This window comes from Chitinophaga sp. CCNWYY40, assembly GCF_037483205.1.
GTDB lineage: Bacteria > Bacteroidota > Bacteroidia > Chitinophagales > Chitinophagaceae > Chitinophaga > Chitinophaga ginsengisegetis.
This window is the reverse complement of record NZ_JBBHLF010000006.1, coordinates 423,166-443,354: the sequence shown is the minus strand read 5'-3', so window position 1 is coordinate 443,354 and position 20,189 is coordinate 423,166. Positions and strand designations below refer to the sequence as shown.

Below are 20,189 nucleotides of genomic sequence, written 5' to 3'. Positions count from 1 at the left end.
AAAGCTGCGATTATGAAACCAAGCAACATAAAATTATCTCCCGTTAGAAAAATAACAACACTCTTCCTGCTATGCATCTTTGCCGGCAGCACATTCACTGCCTGCAACAAATTCCTGGACACCAAGCCGGAAGATTTTGTAACACCGGAAAATTATTATAATACAGAAGCCGATCTGGATAGAGCCCTGAATGGCGTGTACAACAGGCTGATAGATAACTTCGGAAGAATGTATTCCCGGGGACTGTACAGCTTCCTGTCCATGAGCGATGAATTCTTCTACAAGAATATTACCGTGAATAATTTAAAGGTGATGGATTTCGACGCCGGTCAGCTCGACGTAGGCAAACTCTGGGAAGTGGCCTACCAGGGCATCGACCGCGCCAACCTGTTACTCGAAAATGTGGACAAGCCAAAGATGGATGAAAAAAAGAGAGGCGCTATTAAAGGCCAGGCGCTTTTTTTAAGGGCATACTATTATTTTATCCTGGTAGATAACTACGGTGGCGTGCCATTGAAATTGTCTTCCACCAAATCGCCTGTAGAACCCGCGCTGCCCCGCTCTTCTGTGGCAGAGGTGTATGCTTCCATCCTCCACGATATGAAAGCAGCCGAACCGCTGGTAAACGATATCAGTACCTACACCAACAATGAAAGGGTGACCACCACCGCCGTGCAGGCCATCCTGGCAAAGGTATATCTCACCATGGCCGGCGAACCACTGAAAGATGTATCAAAATATGCGGATGCATTAACCTATGTCAACAAAGTAATCACCTCCGGTAAACATTCCCTGAACCCGGATTACAGCGCTATCTTCATCAATCACTCTAAAGATATTAACGAGTCGAAAGAATGCCTGTGGGAAATAGGCATGTATGGCAATCAGCAGGGATCTACGCAGCTCGCAGGCGGAGTAGGTATTGAAAATGGCGTGGAATCGCCGGACGATAACGTAGGTTATTCAAATGGTCCGGTACATCCATCTGCAAGGTTATTCAACCTGTTTGCGGCAGAAGATAAGCGAAGGGATTGGAACATCGCGCCGTACAAGTATTCCATTGTGAATGGCGTTGTTACCAAAGTGGCGTATACTCCCGCGCAGATCTATGAACGTACTGCCGGCAAATGGCGTCGTGAGTATGAAACGCAGGTGCCCAAAAACAGGTCCTATAATTCTACCAACTTCCCCGTGATCCGGTATGCAGATGTACTGCTGATGAAAGCTGAAGCAGAAAATGCGGTGAACGGACCGGTAGCAGAAGCTTACGAAGCTATTAACATGGTAAGAAGAAGGGGCTATGGCAAACCACCGGCCACACCGGATGCTACCGTTGACCTGCCGGCAGGTTTGGGGAAAGATGAATTCCTCGAAGCCGTGCAGGACGAACGGGCCAGGGAGTTGAGCTTTGAAGGGGCACGTAAGCACGACCTGATCCGCTGGGGACTATACCTGTCGAAGATGCAGTCGCTGGCTGCTGAAGTAGCCGCATCTGCGCCATCTGCATGGAAATATTCAGGTAATGCCGCAAAGAATACAACAGCCAGGAACGTACTGTTTCCTATTCCTACTACTGAAACAACCATTAATCACCTGGCAGAACAGAACAAGGGTTGGTAACGCCGCGCTAAAAAGTAATTAATATGCGAAATTCAATATACCTGTTGATCATTGTTATTATATTTATCTCCTGCGCAAAGGAGAAAGTAACAACACCGTCGCTGGAAGTAACTACCTCCTCACTTACGTATAAGGCAGGAGATACCGTTACCTTTAACTTTACCGGCAACCCGGACAATATCACCTTTTATTCCGGTGAACCCGGCCACAACTACGAATTCAGGGACCGCACCACCGCAGAAAATGATCTGCAGATAAATTTCAAATCACTGGTGCAGTTTGGACTGGTCTACAAAAATCTGCAACTGCTGGTGTCTAACAACTATTCCGGTGCAGCTGATACCACCAGTGTAAGGGCCGCCACCTGGACGGATATTTCGGACCGCGCCGTATTTTCCACCGGGCAGGACAATACACCATCAGGTACCATCAGCCTGAAAGAATTTGCGGACCCGAAAAATACTGCCGCCCGCATTTACGTTGCTTTTAAATATACAGACTATAAAAAAACACAGGGACAAAACCGCTGGGTGATCCGGACTTTTGAAGCCAATAATATTTCAGCAGATGGCGTAGTATCGCCGCTAGCCGTATTGTCAAGCGGGGGCTGGAAAGCATTCGACTTTAAAAACCCTGCCTCCGTGTGGTCGGTTACTACCGCGCAGCTGTTGATGTTTGGCGGTAATAAAGATGCAGATGATAATGAAGACTGGGTGATCACCAAAGGGTTTGATCCCTTCTATATTAAGCCGGATGCAGGGGTGGCGCTGAAAAATATCAGCACTGTGCTGCCTTCGTATAAATACGTTTACGCCAAACCGGGTACTTATAAAGTAATATTTGATGTATCTGCGGTACGTTACAATGGTGAAAAGAGAACAACAAAAGAACTTACATTAACTATCACCCCGTAGCTGAAAAGCGGGGGTTAAACGGAAACATTTGATGAACACTGTAATCGATACGTCAGTCATTATTGTATTTTCCTTATTTATTATGCTGGTGGGTTTCTCCTTTTCAAGGACAGGGAGAAACCTCAAATCATTCTTTGCCGCAGGCGAATCAGTACCCTGGTTCATCGGGGGACTCTCACTTTTCATGAGCTTCTTTTCCGCAGGCACTTTCGTGGCATGGGGTTCCATCGCCTATAAATACGGATGGGTAGCCATCACCATACAATGGACCATGTGTATCGGCGGACTCGTAACAGGACTGTACCTCGCTCCCCGGTGGAAGGCCACCGGCAACCTCACTGCGGCAGAATTTATCAGGGAGCGTTTGGGTGTAGATGTGCAGAAGATCTATATCTACATTTTCATGGTGGTGTCGTTACTGATCAAAGGTTCTGTGCTGTATTCTGTGGCCAGGCTGGTAAGCGCTTCACTCGGACTGCCACTGATGCCGTCTACCGTGGTGCTGGGCCTGTTTATGATTGCCTACACCGCCGTTGGCGGGCTCTGGGCGGTAATGGTAACGGATATTTTGCAGTTCGTGATCCTCACGGCGGCCATACTTATTATTATCCCCCTGGCCTTTGATGCCGCCGGTGGTGTGCAGCATTTTCTGCATTTCTCACCCGAAGGGTTTTTCAGCGTGGTGAACGGCGAATATACCTGGGGCTTTATCCTGGCTTTTGCATTGTACCACGTGTTTTATATCGGCGGCAACTGGACGTTTGTACAGCGTTATACCAGCGTGGATGTACCCCGGTCCGCATCAAAAGTGGCTTATCTTTTTGCAGGGTTGTATATTATCAGTCCCGTGCTCTGGATGCTGCCGCCCATGTTGTATAAAAGTATCAATCCGGGTTTGCAGGGACTTGAAACAGAAAACGCTTACCTGATGATGTGCCAGCACGTGTTGCCGGCCGGCCTCATGGGACTCATTCTTACGGGGATGTATTTCTCTACGTCTGCATCAGCGAACACCGCGTTGAATGTGGTGTCGGCTGTTTTTACAAATGATATCTACAAAGGTTCTATCAACCCAAAAGCGTCTGACAAAAAACTGATGAGTATCGCCCGGATCTCCTCCTGGTTCTTTGGATTGGGAATGATAGGCATCGCTTTAATTGTGCCTTATATAGGCGGTATCGTTGAATTTACGTTGAGCATAGGCGCCGTTACCGGTGGGCCGTTGCTGGCGCCGCCCATATGGGCGCTGTTTTCAAAACGGCTAACGGGGAAGGCTACACTATACATTACCGGCATCAGCCTGGCTACTAATCTTGTATTTAAAATTATCCTTCCGTTGGTATATGGCACCGGTTTAAGTCGTGCTAACGAAATGCTGCTGGGTGTAGGCTTACCTTTTATAATGCTGGCGCTGTACGAAGTATACGCTTATTATAAAGGACTCACCAGTGATGAATATACGCAGCTCAAAGCGTTGAGAATACAGCGTAAGGAAACTGTACGGGAAATAGATGAAAAAGAAGAACTGGAGATAAGAAAGCAAAACAAATTCGGCCTGAAAGTAATTGCTTTTTCCCTTTCGTTTATTGCTTTGCTGCTATTCGGACTGTGTTTCTTTTCCGGGAAAAGTGCCACACTGGTAGCTGGTATTGCCACGGTGATCCTGTTAACAGCTGCCATTCCGCTCCGGGCGTCCCGGAAGGTGAAAGTGGACCCGGTAATAGCACCGGCAGCGCATTTAGTAAATTAAAAAGATGATCCTTTGAGAAGAATATTATTTTATGCAGCCTGCGCGTGCTGTATGTCTGCGCAAGCGCAGCAACAAACTGCACTTGCCAATAATGCACTGCATCTTTCCTGGATAAACAAAAACGGGCAATGGCATATAAAAAACGTTGCTGTACACGGGCAGCAGCTGCCTCATACCAGTGGTGAATATACCCTGTTGTATACGAAGGACAAGCCCGGTAGCACACCCGTAGCATCATATGATAAAAAGAGCGGCTTCCTGGAGCCGCAGTACAGATACATCGTTCCTTTGTGGGAAGCGGCATTGCAGCCCGTTCCAATGAACACTGCGGGTGAAGCCATGTATTTTTATCCATCTTCCGTAAAAAAAAATAGCAATGGGCTAACCTTTATTGCTGAAAACAATAAAGCCACTATCACTTCCTCCTGGCGCCTGGATGAAAAGTTCCGGACAGATATCCTGGTGGAAATATCCCTGCAGGCAAAGGAAGACGGCTACTATTCCCTGGCAACACCCACGCTGGCTACTGTTCCGGAAAATGAACTGGCCTGGGCAGGCATACCGGGATACTTTCAAAGCAATGCCGTTGAAAAAGATTTTATAAAAGCCTACGCTTACATGCAGGGCATCCCCGATAAACCGGTGATTGTCCGTGAAAGAACCGCGGCTACTTTGTCGCCTTTCATACAAACCCAAAACAACCTCACGCTGGCGGTAATACCTGCGCCTGGAACAGGAAGAGATCCCTGGGAGGATGATACGAAAACGCAGGGCGACTGGCTGCTGGGGCTTTCCCTGATGAACAGGAAGGCATCGCTCACGCCTACACTCTATCACCCTGTGTTGGGTGAAAAAGGTTCTCTTCTGAAGAAAGGGGATAAGGTAACTTTTTCTTTCAGGTACACGCTTCAACAGGCGGGCTGGTACACGGTGTTCAAACATGCCGTGAATGATATCTACCATTTTAATGATTTCCTCGCCCTGAAAAAAACGCGGCAATCACTCACCAGCCGCATATTGTCCATGCATAAATATGTAGTGGATAATAAAACATCACTGTGGAATATCGAAAATTATAAAGGCATTGATATTGGCGCGCAAGCCTACCTGGGCGGTGTGTATGGCTCTGAAAAAGATGCCATGAAGAATTCCGACTATGGCGCGATGTGGATGCTGGCTACCATTACAGGCGACAGCGTATTGCAGCAAACACGCCTGCCTTATGCCCGCAATTTTAAACTGCAGCAGCAGGATAACAGCCCCGGCTTTTTCCACGGCGCCGCAGCAGGACAATATTATCTTACAAAAAGTAAAAGATTTACAGAAGAGTGGGGGCCGTATGTAGAACCCATTGGGGTTACCTATTACATGATGATGGACATAGGGAATGTTCTGCTGTTCAATCCCGGCGACACGGTATTAAAAAAGGAGCTGCAATCCGCTGCCGACAGGCTGCTCGCCTGGATGCAGCCGGAAGGGAAATGGGCCGTAGCCTACGACCACGCTTCACAAAAGGAAATGTTTACAGAAGTGGAAGACCTGCGTCCTACTTTTTACGGACTGGTGATAGCCTGGAAAATATTGAAAGATAAAAAATACCTCGATGCCGCTAAGCGGGGAGCCGACTGGTACATCCAGCATGCTACCGCAAAAGGACGCTTTCTCGGTGTTTGCGGCGACGCCCGCTTTGCGCCGGATTTTGCCACTGGTCAAAGCGCGCAGGCACTGCTGGATCTTTACGACATCACAAAAGAACGCCGGTATTTACAGGCAGCTGTGAGCACCGCGCAATTGTATACTACTTCTATTTACACTCACCCTGTTCCTTCCGCCAAAAGTAAAAAGGTGAATGGTATACAACGGCAGGACTGGGAGATCAGCCAGGCCGGACTGAGCTTCGAGCATGGCGGTATCCTCGGTTCTGCCAATCATCGCGGCCCTATTCTGCTGGCCAGTCATGCCGGCATGTTTGTGCGCATGTTCACCCTCACCGGCGATTCCCTGTTCCTGAACATGGCCAGGGCCGGTGCTTTGGGCAGAGATGCGTTTGTAGACAGTGCCACCAGTGTAGCCTCTTACTATTGGGATGTGATGAATAAAGGGGCCGGTCCTTACCCGCATCACGCCTGGTGGCAGGTGGGCTGGATCACCGATTACCTGCTGGCAGAAATGGAGATGCGGTCGGCCGGGAAAATTCAATTCCCCAGAGGATTTATCACACCCAAAGTAGGGCCGCATCAAACTTATGGTTTCGCTGCCGGAAAGGTGTATGGTACCAGTGCGGATTTGTTGTTGAAAGATGGATTGCTGAAAACGGATAACCCTTACCTCGATTACTATTGTGCCATCAATACGCAACAGGGGAAGCTGTTCCTGCTGTTGCTGAACAGCGACGATGATCCGCTGAAGTGTACACTGGATATTGATTATACCAAACTATTGCCTGGTAAAACCATCAAACCAGTTAGCTGCTACCGGATCAGCAAAAACGGAAGTAAAAAGACGATTGATGTTACGCAATCATTCCGGGAAGATATAACGCCTTATGGCCTGAGTGTAATAGAAATAGATTATGAACTATCCGCTAAGTAAATATTTATTCCTGGCTGTAATAGGCTGCCTGTGCAGCGTATCAGCGGTACAGGCGCAAACCGGCTACCTGGTGGAAGCGGAAGATTTCCAGTTCAAAGGCGGTTGGCAGGTGGAGAGAGTACCAGGAGAACAAGTGTCCGGTAACACCATTCTCCGCGTTTTTTCAGGTAAGGTAAAAGCAGCAGATGCGCTTACCGTGATTAATAATAAAACTGCCGGTACATATACCGTTTGGGTGCGCACGCCGGACTATCCCGCAAATAAGCCCGGCACCCGTTTGTTCCAGGTAGCTATCAATGAGCAACCGCTGGAAAAGGAATCGGGTCAGCATGGCAAAGAAGGCTATTATTGGGAGAAAGCCGGTACCACTACACTTGATGCCGGTGAAAATGTGATCGCACTACAGGATACGAAAGGTAATTTTGGAAGATGTGATGCCATCTTACTCGCTACTGCCGGCTTTGATCCGAACACGGAGCCACTGGCTTCACTACAGCGTTTTAAAACAACGCCACTAACGGTGAAGTATATACCACCCGCGCCGGCTACTGCCGCTGTGAAAAGTATATCAACGCAGGGGGCCGTTATCGCGGGTATTAGCAATGGTAAACTCCGGCTTCAATTCCTGAAAACATCCGGTCAACAGATAGTTGCCGGTAACAGTATCCGGAAAGGCAACCAGTGGATTGATGGTGAGGGGAGTAAAATATTCCTGCTCACCGCCAAAGATCCGCAAATCAGCTTTGGCAGTTTTTTCCCTTCGTGGAACGGGTCCGCCGCCTCCGGCAGCTTTCAGAGCCGTGGCAAAACGTTCAGCGTACTGGCCCCGGAAAGTCTTACCAACCCTTTCCTCGCAGGGGCGTTGCAGGAATGCCTGCCTACTGCTGTGAAGCAGGTATCTGAGAAGAAACTGGAAGTTACCTATCAAACTGCCGGCGGACAAACACTGAAAGGCACCTGGCAACTAACGCCAGGCGCCCATCATCTGTTACTAACGTTAACGTATATACCAAAACAGGCAGGATATTACAGCCTGGCCGTAACCGCTTTTGAAGGAGTAAAGAAAGAAGACGTAACCGCCATCCAGCTGCCTCCCATGTTCCAATACCAGCGCATCCCGGATAACCCGGTAATGCTGCCTTCCGCCATGATGCCGCAACCGCTGGCAATAATGGAAACGAAGCAGGGGATCGCTACTTTCATTTCCGGAACACCGGCAGATTTTCCATTGGATTGGGGAGAAGCCGGTACTTCCCCGATGGGCTTTGCTATTAAGAATAAAGAGAACGGCGTACAGCCGGTAGCGTTATCGCCGGTACTGGGCCTGGACGATTCCAGGCGCGCAGCCGGGCAATCCATCACCCGCGAATTTGCACTGGGGGCATTACCATCGGGCTGGAATGATGCACTGGCGTATATCTCAGACAGTATCTATAAAGTAAAGGATTACCGTACGCAGAGACAGGTTTCTCTCACAGAAACTGTTTTCAATATTACAGACCTGATCCGGAACGATACCGCCGCCGGTTGGGCGCCGGAGCTGAAAGGCTTTTATGATATTGAAGCAGATCCGAAAGTGACACCTACCGTTGTACAGGCTGCGCCACTGGCAGTAGTTTCAGCTGCAGTGCTGGAAAAGGACGAAGCGTTTTTTATCAGCAGGGCATTACCTACCATTGAGTATACGCTGTCGCGCAGCGGGTTCCGCTGGTCCAGAGGTATTGCGGGAACACCGTTTAATAAAGATAAGCAGTCGCTGGTGCTGAGTCCTTATAACTCACAATTCACCACGGCCTACTACGAAGGATTACACCAGTTACTCGGTGAAGCCAATCCCTGGTTAAAGGAAATTGCGCTTCCCGGAAATAACATCAGGCCAGCAAAAGGCTACTCCGTGAACATCCCTGCGTGGACGCAGGAGCTGGCGGCTTACCGTTTCACCAAAGATAAAAGCTGGCTGGCCGCTGCAACAAAACATGCGAAAGCCTATATTTCAACGGAAGTGTATGGCCCTAAAACCACGCCATTAAGTAAGCAACCTTTTTATAATGCTTCCTTCTACGCCTACTGGTGGGAGCTCACAGATCTCTACGACCTCACAAAAGATACTGCCTTCCTGCGCGCTGCCGAAACTTCTGCTTTTCAAACGCTGGCGGGAATAAGGGTATACCCGGAAGTAAAGGATCAGCTGCAAACCATTCATCCGGGCAATACCTACGATGGCAACACTACCTTATGGTGGAAAGGGGGAGAGAAATACCGCCTGGGATTTCCAAGAAAGAAGGGCGATGCACCTGAGAAGCAGGTACCGCAAAGTTTGGTATCTCCCGTAGGACTAGGGTTTGAACAACCCTTTACATTGTTTGATCCGGGCAAGCTGGTACGGCCGGTATTCATGAGCAGCTGGGCGCCTCACCTGTTGCGTTTATTTTCTGAAGATAACAGGACGATATTTGAAACCTATGCCCGCAATGCGGTGATAGGCCGCTTTACGAATTATCCCGGCTACTACGCCACCGGCTTTACCGATATTACCATGCAGCCGGATTTTCCTTACAAAGGTCCGGATGTAAGCTCCGTTTATTATCACCATATACCGCCGCATCTCGCATTTACGCTGGATTTCCTCATTACCGAAGCTATGCAGCGTTCCCACGGAAAAGTAAATTTTCCCTATGGCAAGCAGGATGGCTTTGTGTGGTTTAACAACCGGGTATTTGGTGGCGGCAGCGGTAAAGTATTCGATGATGAAACGGTGCGCCTCTGGATGAAACGCGGGCTGGTGCAAATAGAGAACCCCGCCGTGAATTATGTGACCGCTATTTCTGAAAACCGCTTCTGGTTACTGTTATTGAATGAGTCAACAGAAAAAGTATCTGCTGATATTCTTCTTGGAAAAGAAGTAGCTGTGCAGGATAACGTGGCTGCTGCGTATTATGCCACTGCTGCTGCCTCGCCTGTCAACGTTCCTGTGAATAACCGGAAACTGCGTGTATCCGTTGACGGTAAAGGATTCTCCGCCATCTCTTTTCCGTTGAAGATAAAGAGCGAAGTGAAAAGTATAGCGCCGGTAAAGAACGGTATGCAGGTGCTGGACCTCGGCGCGGGCATCGGCAAATGCTATGCCTTCAGGATACGTTCGCCCTTCGCGTGGGATGCTATATATACCTACCTGGAATCACCACCTGAAGCGGGTTTGCAGGCGGTCTTCAGCTTGAATGGAGAAAGCCGTGTTATCACCGCCTATCCTTATGAAAACTCGTTTTATCCCGTGAACACAACCGCAGGAGCAGTGCTGAAAGTAAAGGTAACCACCTCCGGCGGACAAGTGAAAGAAGGGACCATCACATTTGATAACAACTCTAAATGAGTAATATGAAGCATTATTTTATCCTGGTATTATGTATAGGTATGTCGTTGAAAATAGCGGCACAAAATAAAGAAGATGCCGAGAGAGCAAGGCTCATCGCCGTTTCGCAGGCAGGCGCCTCGCCGCTGTACTTTAACCCGGCTGATAGCACGGTGCCATTAATAGCGCCGGGCAACTTCAATAACCCGGCAGAATGCACGGTGCGTAACGGCGCGCCACACTTCTTCAAAAAAGTTTCGTCAGGAAAGCCGGTCACCATCGGCTTCATAGGCGGAAGTATTACGCAGGGGAATCAATGCTACCGGCCACAGGCCACCCGTTATATCCAGTCGATGTACCCGTCTGTAACCATGAAAGGTATCAATGCCGGTGTTTCCGGAACAGGCACAGATCTGGGCGCCTGCCGCCTCAGGGATCAATTACTGCAATATCACCCCGACCTGGTATTTGTGGAGTTTGCCGTGAACGGCGCCTATACTGATGGAATGGAAGGTATTGTGAGGCAGATACGCCAATATGATCCTGCCATCGATATCTGCCTGATCTATACTATCCATAACGGGCATATGAAAACTTACCTGGAAGGAAACATTCCTGAGAACGTGCAGGGGCTCGAAAAAATAGCGGAGCATTATCAGCTGCCATCCATACATCTCGGTATGGAAATCGCTGTACTGGAGAAAGAAGGAAAGCTGGAGTGGAAGAGCGATAGCACCACTGTACCGGGTAAAATTGTTTTTTCCCACGATGGTATACACCCGGTAACAGCAGGCGGCAACCTGTATGCCGCAGCCATTGCACGAGGTATGAATAAGTTGAAACAACACACCGTTATATCTTCCGGCGCATTGCCCGCTCCGCTGATAGCAGACAACTGGGAAGACGCCGGTATGTATGCCCCGCAGGATATTGCCACATTCAGCCCCGGCTGGAGCAGCGTTAACACCGCTAATTCGCCCCAGAAACAATTCACCGGCTGGTTCCCTTATATCATGAAAGCAGATCAGCCAGGCGCTTCCTTTACTTTCAGATTCAAAGGCAGCATGTTTGGCTTTTTCGATATCGGCGGCCCCGAGATGGGGCAGGTGGAACTCATCATTGATGGTAAGCCTGCAACACTGGCCGACGGTGGCGTTAAAGGCGCCCGCCAGCTAAAGGTGGTGCCCGCAACAGATCCCAATGGCAGCAATGTGATCAACCGGTTTAATAATTTCTGTAACAACCGGTATCGCGGCCAGTACGAGTTTATCACACTTACGCCGGGCATTCATACCATCACCATCCGGGTATCATCCGAAAAGGCAGATAAGATAAAGATCCTGGGAGATAAACAATTGGAAGATATTACCAGGAATCCCGCTAAGTACGATAAAACAGTGGTGTATATCGGGAAGATCCTTTTAAGAGGAAAGCCCCTGTAACAGCAGCAACTTTTTATGGGAACATTCCCGTGAAATGGGAATGTTCCCAACTTTTTTAGCCGCCCGATATTTTGAAGTTACGAAGCGCAGACTGTTAATTTGAAGGATTAAAAAACTGATACAGTATTATATTATTTCACGTTCATATGCGGTGCTTGTTAATCATAGCCTTATTATTGCCTGTTCGTATTGCAATGGCAACAGATACCTTGTTGCTGGAAAGTCCGCATAAAACATTGTGTGCAAAACTCTTTACAGAACAGGGCGCCCTCACATACCAGCTACAGGCGGGCAAACAATGGGTGATCCTGCCATCGCGGATGGGCATTAGAGTAAATAATAAAACCAGTGGCGCCCATGTACAGCAGATATCCATCTCCCGAAGGGAGATCATCCGGGAAACCAATCCTACCCGGTTAAATGCGGCCGCAGCTATACAGGAGGGCATTGCTTACACCATCAGCATAAAAGAAAATAATAGCAGCTATACCATAGCGTGCAGGATGTTTGATAACGGCTGCGCCTTTCGTTATATAATAGATGAAACGGAAGATAAGCATGTACAGGAAGAGTTCACTTCTTTTACGGTGCCTGCTTCGTCCGGCGTATGGTATTTTGAACGCAACAACAGCTGGAAACTCCAATCCTATGCAGGGTTGTGGCAGCATACTTCTATCAGCCAGTTATCCACCATTTCAGAGCAAGGGCCTATACAAGGCAAGCCGCTGGTGATTGAACTGCCGCAAAAAAAGTATGCGGTGATTACAGAAGCAGCTTTGTATAACTATAGCGGCATGCGGCTCAAAGCATCTGCCAATGGCGGTTTGCAGGTGAATTTTACCGAAGGAGATACCGGCTTTGTGGTGAAAGGGAAATTAGTTACCCCATGGCGCACCATCCTGTATGCAGATAACCTCAACGCACTGGTAAATAACCACGTGATTGAAAATCTTAATCCACGTCCCGACAGCCGCTTGTTTGCCGATATCACTTATATAAAGCCCGGTAAAAGCGTATGGAGCTGGATTACAAGAGATGAACACTATATGGAGCCCGCAGAAGAAACGCGGTTTATCGACGCCGCTGCCACTCTCGGTTTTGAATATACCCTGCTGGATGAAGGCTGGGAAACCAAATGGCCCCGCAAATGGGAACAGCTGAAAACGCTGTGCCAGGATGCAGCAAGGAAAGGAGTACATATATGGGTATGGAAAAATTCCAAGGAGATAAGAGACTCCGCGCAGCGGGATACTTTCCTCGACAGCGTAGCGCTGGCGGGCGCAGTAGGCATTAAAACAGACTTTATGAACAGTGAGGTCCAGCCGCTGATCGCATTTGAAGAAGGGCTGTTAAAAGCAACTGCCGCCAGGAAACTGATGGTCAACTTTCACGGCTGCCAGGCGCCTACCGGGGAAAGCAAAACCTATCCCAACGAAATGACGCGCGAAGGTATCCGTGGTATGGAACTGAATATCATGAAAGAACCTATTCCCGCGTGGCATAACGCTGCATTGCCTTTCACCCGCTTTCTCTGCGGACATGGCGATTATACGCCCGGTTTTTTCAGCAACAGGGGACCCACTACCAATACGCATCAGCTGGCACTGCTGTACATCTTTAATTCACCGTTTCAATGCATCGCGGAAAACCCGGTTACGCTGTTGAATAATGATACTTACAAACCCATTCTTCCCCTGCTGAAAACATTGCCGGTAACCTGGGATGAAACCATTGTGCTGCCCGGCAGCAACATCGGCAGGATGGCGGCTTTTGCCCGGCGGAAGGGACACGATTGGTATGTAGCCGTGATCAATGGAACAGACAGTGCAGCCTCCTTTATCCTGCAACCCTCTTTTCTCGATAAAAAAACAAAATATACAGCAACACTGATCACGGATACACCTGATGGAAACGCCTTTGTATCAGCATCTCCAAAGATCAGTGCAAAGTATTACGGGAAAATAATTATCCCCGCAACAGGTGGTTTGGTTTTAAAGTTAGCGGCACATAACGATGAGAGTAATTAAAAGAATATATCGCAATATCGGGTTGTTGTGTATCACTGCTACCACAGTGAATGCACAACAACAGGTAGCTGTAAATCAGCAGGATATTGTTATCAATGCCGCGGACCACCAATACGTATTTACTCCGTCGTTTGTAGTGTTGTATAACGCCACGGATCCAGGCATGGCGCTAAAGCCCGCCGGGATTAAAAAAGTAGAATACAATGTGCTTACCTGGAAAGTAGCCGATAGCACGAAAGCCGACTTTAAGCAGAAGAAAATAAATGCCTCCGTAGCCGGTGATGGCTTCGACGACAGGATACTGCGCAGCAAAGGAGAATACAGGACCGCGAATATATTTAACGCCGGAGAAAGAACAGAAATCGTGGCCAATAGTATTGAACAAAAGAAGGACACCGTTTTCTTCCGTTTCCCATCTTCCCAAAAATTCCGGTTATCGGCATATGTTATTATCTCCGCAAAACCTTACCCGGTGTTGCAGTACAGCTTCCAACCCTTACAGGACGGCTATTACAGCATTGGTTATACCGGTGCGCCGGCATCTGCAAAAGATAAAGTCACTGCCATATGGCAACCACTGATCTGGCAGGAAAAGCGGATCCCGGATGCCGCCTATCTTACACCGGCATTTATGGCCACTTTGCCCACTACGATGGTATACGACGGCGCCGCTACCATAGGCGTGCTGGCTGCGCCGGAGTACCTTCCTTTTCAGCCGCTGCCTGTATTGGCCAACAGCCAGTTTGGTATTGCGCTGCTCAACAAACAGCAACAACTGCAACCACAGGTATACGCACCCATACCGGGAGGCTACGGCTCCCGCATGAACGCCGGGCAAACATTCCGTTTCGGACTTCAGCTGGTAGCGGAACCGCTCGCCATTAACAATACCTATGAACGCATTGCGGAAAAAGTATTTGGCTTCCGCGACTACCGGCATAATGATATCTCTTCGCTCAACACTACGCTGGATAATATGGTGGATTACGCCATGACTGATTACGCCTGGTTTATCGACAGTCTCAAAGGCTGCGCTTACTCAACAGACGTACCCGGCGCGGTTAAAAATGTTTCCAGTCTTAACCCACTGGAACTGGCGCTGGTAAGGGATGATACAGCGATGTTTGAGAAAAGGGCATACCCGTTAATGGAGTTTATGCTCTCAAGAGAGAAATTCCTTTTCAGCCTGGACAGTACCCAGAAGATCCAAAGCCCTTCCCGCAGGTTAAAAGGCCCGGTAGCGCCGCTGTCGGAGCTGGCGGCCCTCTACGAGCTGTCAGGAGGTACCAATGATTTTTACCTGCAAATGATGCAGCGTGAGTATAACACCGATCGTGTGCGTAACCTGGATGTAAAAGAAAAAGGCAATAACTGGATTAACGCGATGCACCTGTACCGCGCCACCGGCGACAAAAAATACCTGGATGCCGCGGTAGCCAAAGCAAAGCAATACCTGGAACAACGGGTGCACCAGCCACAAACTGCTTTTGATGATCCATTCTCCGGCAGCTTCTTTTTCTGGCCCACTTATACAAACCGGTGGATAGAGCTGTTGCAACTCTATGAACTTACCGGCGATAAACCCTTTCTCGACGCAGCGGTGCAGGGAGCGCGCAACTATACGATGTTCACCTGGATGTGCCCTGCCATTCCCGATAGCCTGATCACCGTAAACAAAGGCGGCAAGGCGCCCATGTACTGGTACCTGCAATCCAAAGGACATCAGCCAATGTACTACCCGGAAGAGGATGCGCCGGCATGGCGGCTTTCAGAAACAGGTCTTACCCCCGAATCATCCGGTACCGCCACCGGTCATCGTGCTATTTTTATGGCTAACTATGCCCCGTGGATGTTGCGCCTGGGATATTATGCGAAAGACAGCTTTCTCCTGAATGTAGCCAAAGCAGCCGTGATAGGCCGGTACAGGAACTTTCCGGGATATCATATCAATACGGCGCGTACTACTGCTTATGAAAAAACAGATTTCCCGCTGCATAAACACAAAGACCAGAGCGTAAACTCTTTCCATTATAATCATATCCTGCCTATGGCTTCCATGCTGCTCGACTACCTCGTAACGGACACCTATATACGTAGCAAAGGAAGTATTCATTTCCCTGCTGCCTATATCGAAGGATATGCCTACCTGCAAAGTAATATGTATGGTATGCAGAAAGGTGCTTTTTACCAGGATAAGAACGTGCAGCTATGGATGCCTGCAAGATTGCTGCGCATCAGCAACACTGAGCTGAATTACATCGCTGCGAGGAAGGATGATAAACTGCTGCTGGCTTTTACAAATCAATCGGCGCAACCCGTTACGGCTACTGTTACGGTTAATTCCGCACTGGTGAAGCTGGCCGCCGGAAGCAAAGTGATGTCATACACCAGCGCGGAGCCGCCACCAGCCAAAGACAGCACTATTGTTGTTACTGTACCCGCTAATGGAATAACGGCCATGGCGATTACGGATGTTGTATATCGCAGTAACGGATTTCAGCAACAGGTACTATCAGGTGCCAACAATCACAGTCCTGACTACGCTAAACTTAACACCGGCAACGCACATGCGCTGCTGTTTAAGTTCGGCAGTTATGGCAGGCGCCTGTATATATACCTGGAAGACGATGATACTAAACTGAAAAGCGTCTCCCTGTATTATACAAACAATACCGGGAAAGAAACAAAGATCACTGATACGATATACCCGTTTGAGTTTACCGTACCATTAACGGAACAGCAGCCGGTGGAATTTCGTTTGTCCGTAACCGGTATAGACGGAAAAGCAGAAGAAAGTAAAACAATAATATTGGGAGATAAAAAATAACATGCCCTATGTACAATTCGCAGATACATAAATTTCTCAGGACAACAGCAGCCATCGTGCTGACTGCCTGTATCCATGTGTCCGCGCAATCCATACACGTAAAGGATTTTCAAGCTATCCCCAACGACGGACAGGATGATGCCAAAGGCATACAGGACGCATTGAATTATGCAAAAGCAAATCATATCGCTACCATACTTTTCGACAGTGGCCGCTATGATCTGCTGCAGGTAAGCGCGGCCGGGCTGAATGCTTATACGGGTCTTACATCATATGCCGGGCTGCACCTGCAGGGCGCCGTGAGTGCGGGTCATACGTCTGCCACATGGCTGGTGAAAAAAAATCCGCAGCAGAATAATACAGTACTACCTCCCCACATGCGTTTTGATCAGTGCAGTAACCTGGTGATGGAAAACCTGGTGTTCGATAATGATCCGCAGTATGCCACCGCCGGAACGGTGGTAGAGAAAGATTCATCGCATGTAGTGGTGGAAGTATTCGACGGATTGCCGGCCGTTAATGGCATGGGTTGTTATACCGCCAACATATGGGATAGCGCTACGCGTATGCTGAAACAGGTGCCCAGTCTTACTTTCGTTGATGATGTAGCCACGCAGCAACTCTACTGGCAACTGGAAACGCAGGGACAAAAGAATTATATGCGGATGAATAACGCCCGCTTTGCAGCGCGCCTTACTGTGGGAGATGTAGTCTCCTGGCACTTCGGCGGAGAAACCATGTTCCAGGTGGCGATAAATAACTGCAATGATCTTGTTCTTAGAAATATCTCGATGGTAAACATTGCAGGATTCGGCATCCATACTTATGCCTGCAAAAATATTACTGCGCAACAAATCGTATTCAAAGCCACCGGCCGGCAACTGGCCGTGGGTCCGCGTGACGCCTGGAAGATAAACAGCTGCAATGGCCTGGTAGCAATAGATAGCATGTATGTGGAAGGTGTTCGCTGGGACGGGCAAAATGTACATAGTTCCTTCTTCCAGGTGAAGGAAAGGCTTGCCTATAATAAAATGAGGGTATGGAAAAGATATACCGGTATAACCCCTTTTTTAAACGACAGCATCGGGCTCTGGAATGGAAATAATGTAGTAAATAAAATGCCCGTCGCCTGGCAGCCGGAACCCGCGGGTGATGGCGGGATTTATGGTGTTATCACCCTGCAGGATTCCCTGCCTGGTTTTGTACAGGCCGGAACACTCATCACGGTATACGACTGGGATATTGATGAATACAGGTTGTCGCATACAGCCTTCAGGAACATTGCCGGATGCGCGGGCGTTATCAAATGTTCCAAAGCCAGGCTGCAGCAGGTTTCCTATGATCACATCATGTATCCCGCGCTGGTGCTGGGCACGGAAATTACCACGCATAATGAAGCCACTTTTCCACAGGATGTGATGATCCGGGAATGCAGCTTCAATGCCAGCGGGTGGGTGCCGCGCATAGGTAAAGCCGGGCTGGTAGGCGTTGGCAACAGCGGTACGGAAGCAATGGCGATAGGCACCATACAGTTTGATCACTGCACCTTTTCCAATGCGCCTGTGGGTATTGACGCCAGTGGTATTAAACTGCTGAAGATTACCAATAATCATTTCATCTCGGTAAATCAATCTTTTAAAGTAAATAATAGTAACACCGGCCAGGTGATCTTTGAAAATAATACTGAAAAATGAAGATGAAAAATATACTGCTCCTGTTATTGTTATGTCCTTTCCTTGCAATGGCGCAGGGGACTTCAAAGGCGCCGCTCAACGGCGTATGGACGTTTGCGTTAGATCCGCTTAACAGGGGAGTACCCGATAAATGGTATGCTACAGATTTTGCTTCCACGGGCTTTGATAAAGTACAGGTGCCGCATAGTTTTTCGGTAGATAAGCGTTACTTTTTTTATACAGGAACAGCGTGGTATTTTAAAAAATTCAATGCGCCTGTTGTGCAGAAAGGGGAACGTACTTTCCTGCAATTTGATGCGGTGTTCTATAAAGCAAAGATCTGGCTGAACGGGCAGGTTGCCGGTGAACATGAGGGTGGCTATACGCCTTTTGAAATAGAAGTAACGCAGTTGCTCAAAGATAAAAATACGCTTGCCGTATCGGTAAGCAATGCCTGGGACACTACCACCATTCCCGGCGCAAAAGCCAGCGATGCCAAAGATGCGCCCAACGTGGCGCAACTCTATGCCTGGATGAATTACGGCGGTATTACCAGGCCGGTACATGTTGTTACGCGGCCCGCTGCCTTTATACAAAACATAAAAGTAGTAGCCGAACCGGATCTGAAGAAGGGAACTGCGCGTATACAGGTAATCACTTTGCTGAAAGACTACCAGTCGCCCGATGTAAAAGTGAACATCTATCAATCGGGTATCAAAAATAATATCCGCTTTAAACAAACATCCGCCAATGCTTCACAGGTAACGCTGGAAGGCGTGCTGCCGGCTGCAAAATTATGGAGCCAGGATGCGCCGGATCTTTATGAGGCCGAGGTGATTGCCGGTGCTGATACGATGAGGAAAACATTTGGTATCCGCCGGCTGGAAATTAAAGGCACGCAACTGTTGCTGAATGGTGAGCCTATCCGTATGGGCGGCTGTAACCGGCCACTGGACTATCCCGGGTACGGTTCCCTTGATCCGGATGAGGTGTTGGAAAAAGATCTCAACCTTATCAAAAGTGGCAGCATGGAATTGTCCAGGATCAGCCACTACCCGGTATCTGAAAGCATGCTTGATTGGGCGGATAAGCATGGCCTGCTCATCATCACTGAAGCTGGTAACTGGCAAATGACGCCCCGCCAGATGGCAGATCCGCTGATGCGGGCAAAGTATCAGTCGCAGCTAAAGGAAATGGTGGAACGCGACTGGAATCACCCCAGCATCATCGCCTACAGCCTGGGAAATGAATTCCAGTCGCAAACACCGGAGGGTATTTCCTGGGTAAAAGATATGGGCGTATTTGTAAAATCACTGGATGCGGGTCGCCTTGTAACCTTTGCCAGCTTTAATGTTTGGCGTGATTATGTAAAGCGCCCCGAAGATGAAGCCTCACTGTACGTGGATTTTATCAGCACCAATATTTATGGCAACGATCAGCTGGCGCATCTCCGGCATATTCATGAAGTATATCCCAACAAACCTGTTTACATCAGCGAGTTTGGTATGCGGCTGCCACAAAACGGGAAAGAAGAAGACCGCATCGCCTATTTCAAAAGAGCGATGCAGGTGTTCCGCCAGTGCGATTATCTTATTGGCGCCTCCGTATGGACGTTTAATGACTACATGAGCCGGTATCCCGGAACAGACGCAAACGGTTACCGCGCATGGGGACTGGTGGCGCCGGACAGGACCCTGCGTTCCGTGTATCCTGTATGGCAGGAAGAATTTTCTCCCGCTATTATTGAACTGGTAAGAATAAATGAAGATAAAGCCATTGTTAAAATCACAGCCCGTGCTGACTTTCCTTCTTATGTATTACGCAATTACCAGCTCAGGTATGGGAACAATTCGCTGGAGTTGCATACACTGAAGCCCGGCGAAAGCCAGGAGGTAACTATACCCGTTACCGGCAAAACGCTCACGGTAGCATTGGTGAAACCCGGTGGCTTTGTAGTAGTAACAAAAAATATAAAGGAATAGCACACGAATCGCT

General features: G+C 48.7%; 10 protein-coding genes. All 10 read left to right on the top strand.

What is annotated here, in order from left to right; translation table 11 throughout:
* Window positions 1-12 precede the first annotated feature (12 nt).
* The 10 genes from V7S65_RS24685 to V7S65_RS24640 all read left to right on the top strand — a co-directional run bounded on the left by V7S65_RS24685 (window position 13) and on the right by V7S65_RS24640 (window position 20,176).
* Window positions 13-1,620: a RagB/SusD family nutrient uptake outer membrane protein gene (locus tag V7S65_RS24685; RefSeq protein ID WP_336388146.1), complete on the top strand. Its 1,608-nt coding sequence runs from the start codon at window positions 13-15 to the stop codon at window positions 1,618-1,620.
* A gap of 23 nt (window positions 1,621-1,643) precedes the next feature.
* Window positions 1,644-2,534, top strand: a complete 891-nt coding sequence (locus tag V7S65_RS24680) for a DUF5017 domain-containing protein (RefSeq protein WP_079472521.1) — start codon at window positions 1,644-1,646, stop codon at window positions 2,532-2,534.
* A 31-nt stretch (window positions 2,535-2,565) separates the two neighbouring features.
* Window positions 2,566-4,284, top strand: coding sequence for a sodium:solute symporter family transporter (locus V7S65_RS24675; RefSeq protein ID WP_111579164.1), 1,719 nt, complete (start codon window positions 2,566-2,568; stop codon window positions 4,282-4,284).
* A 12-nt stretch (window positions 4,285-4,296) separates the two neighbouring features.
* On the top strand, window positions 4,297-6,876 hold the full coding sequence (locus V7S65_RS24670) for a glycerophosphoryl diester phosphodiesterase (RefSeq protein WP_336388145.1): 2,580 nt from the start codon (window positions 4,297-4,299) through the stop codon (window positions 6,874-6,876).
* Window positions 6,857-10,246: a hypothetical protein gene (locus tag V7S65_RS24665; RefSeq protein ID WP_336388144.1), complete on the top strand. Its 3,390-nt coding sequence runs from the start codon at window positions 6,857-6,859 to the stop codon at window positions 10,244-10,246. Before V7S65_RS24670 ends, V7S65_RS24665 begins: the two co-directional genes overlap by 20 nt.
* Window positions 10,247-10,251: 5 nt before the next feature.
* Complete coding sequence (locus V7S65_RS24660; RefSeq protein WP_336388143.1) at window positions 10,252-11,667, top strand: SGNH/GDSL hydrolase family protein; 1,416 nt, start codon at window positions 10,252-10,254, stop codon at window positions 11,665-11,667.
* A 146-nt stretch (window positions 11,668-11,813) separates the two neighbouring features.
* Window positions 11,814-13,694, top strand: a complete 1,881-nt coding sequence (locus V7S65_RS24655) for a glycoside hydrolase family 97 protein (RefSeq protein ID WP_336388142.1) — start codon at window positions 11,814-11,816, stop codon at window positions 13,692-13,694.
* On the top strand, window positions 13,681-16,521 hold the full coding sequence (locus tag V7S65_RS24650) for a hypothetical protein (protein ID WP_336388141.1): 2,841 nt from the start codon (window positions 13,681-13,683) through the stop codon (window positions 16,519-16,521). The genes V7S65_RS24655 and V7S65_RS24650 overlap by 14 nt, the downstream gene beginning before the upstream one ends.
* An 8-nt stretch (window positions 16,522-16,529) precedes the next feature.
* On the top strand, window positions 16,530-18,215 hold the full coding sequence (locus tag V7S65_RS24645) for a hypothetical protein (protein WP_336388140.1): 1,686 nt from the start codon (window positions 16,530-16,532) through the stop codon (window positions 18,213-18,215).
* Window positions 18,216-18,217: 2 nt separating this feature from the next.
* Entirely contained in the window at window positions 18,218-20,176 is a 1,959-nt protein-coding gene (locus V7S65_RS24640; RefSeq protein WP_336388139.1) for a glycoside hydrolase family 2 protein, read from the top strand.
* The last annotated feature ends 13 nt before the right edge of the window (window positions 20,177-20,189 follow it).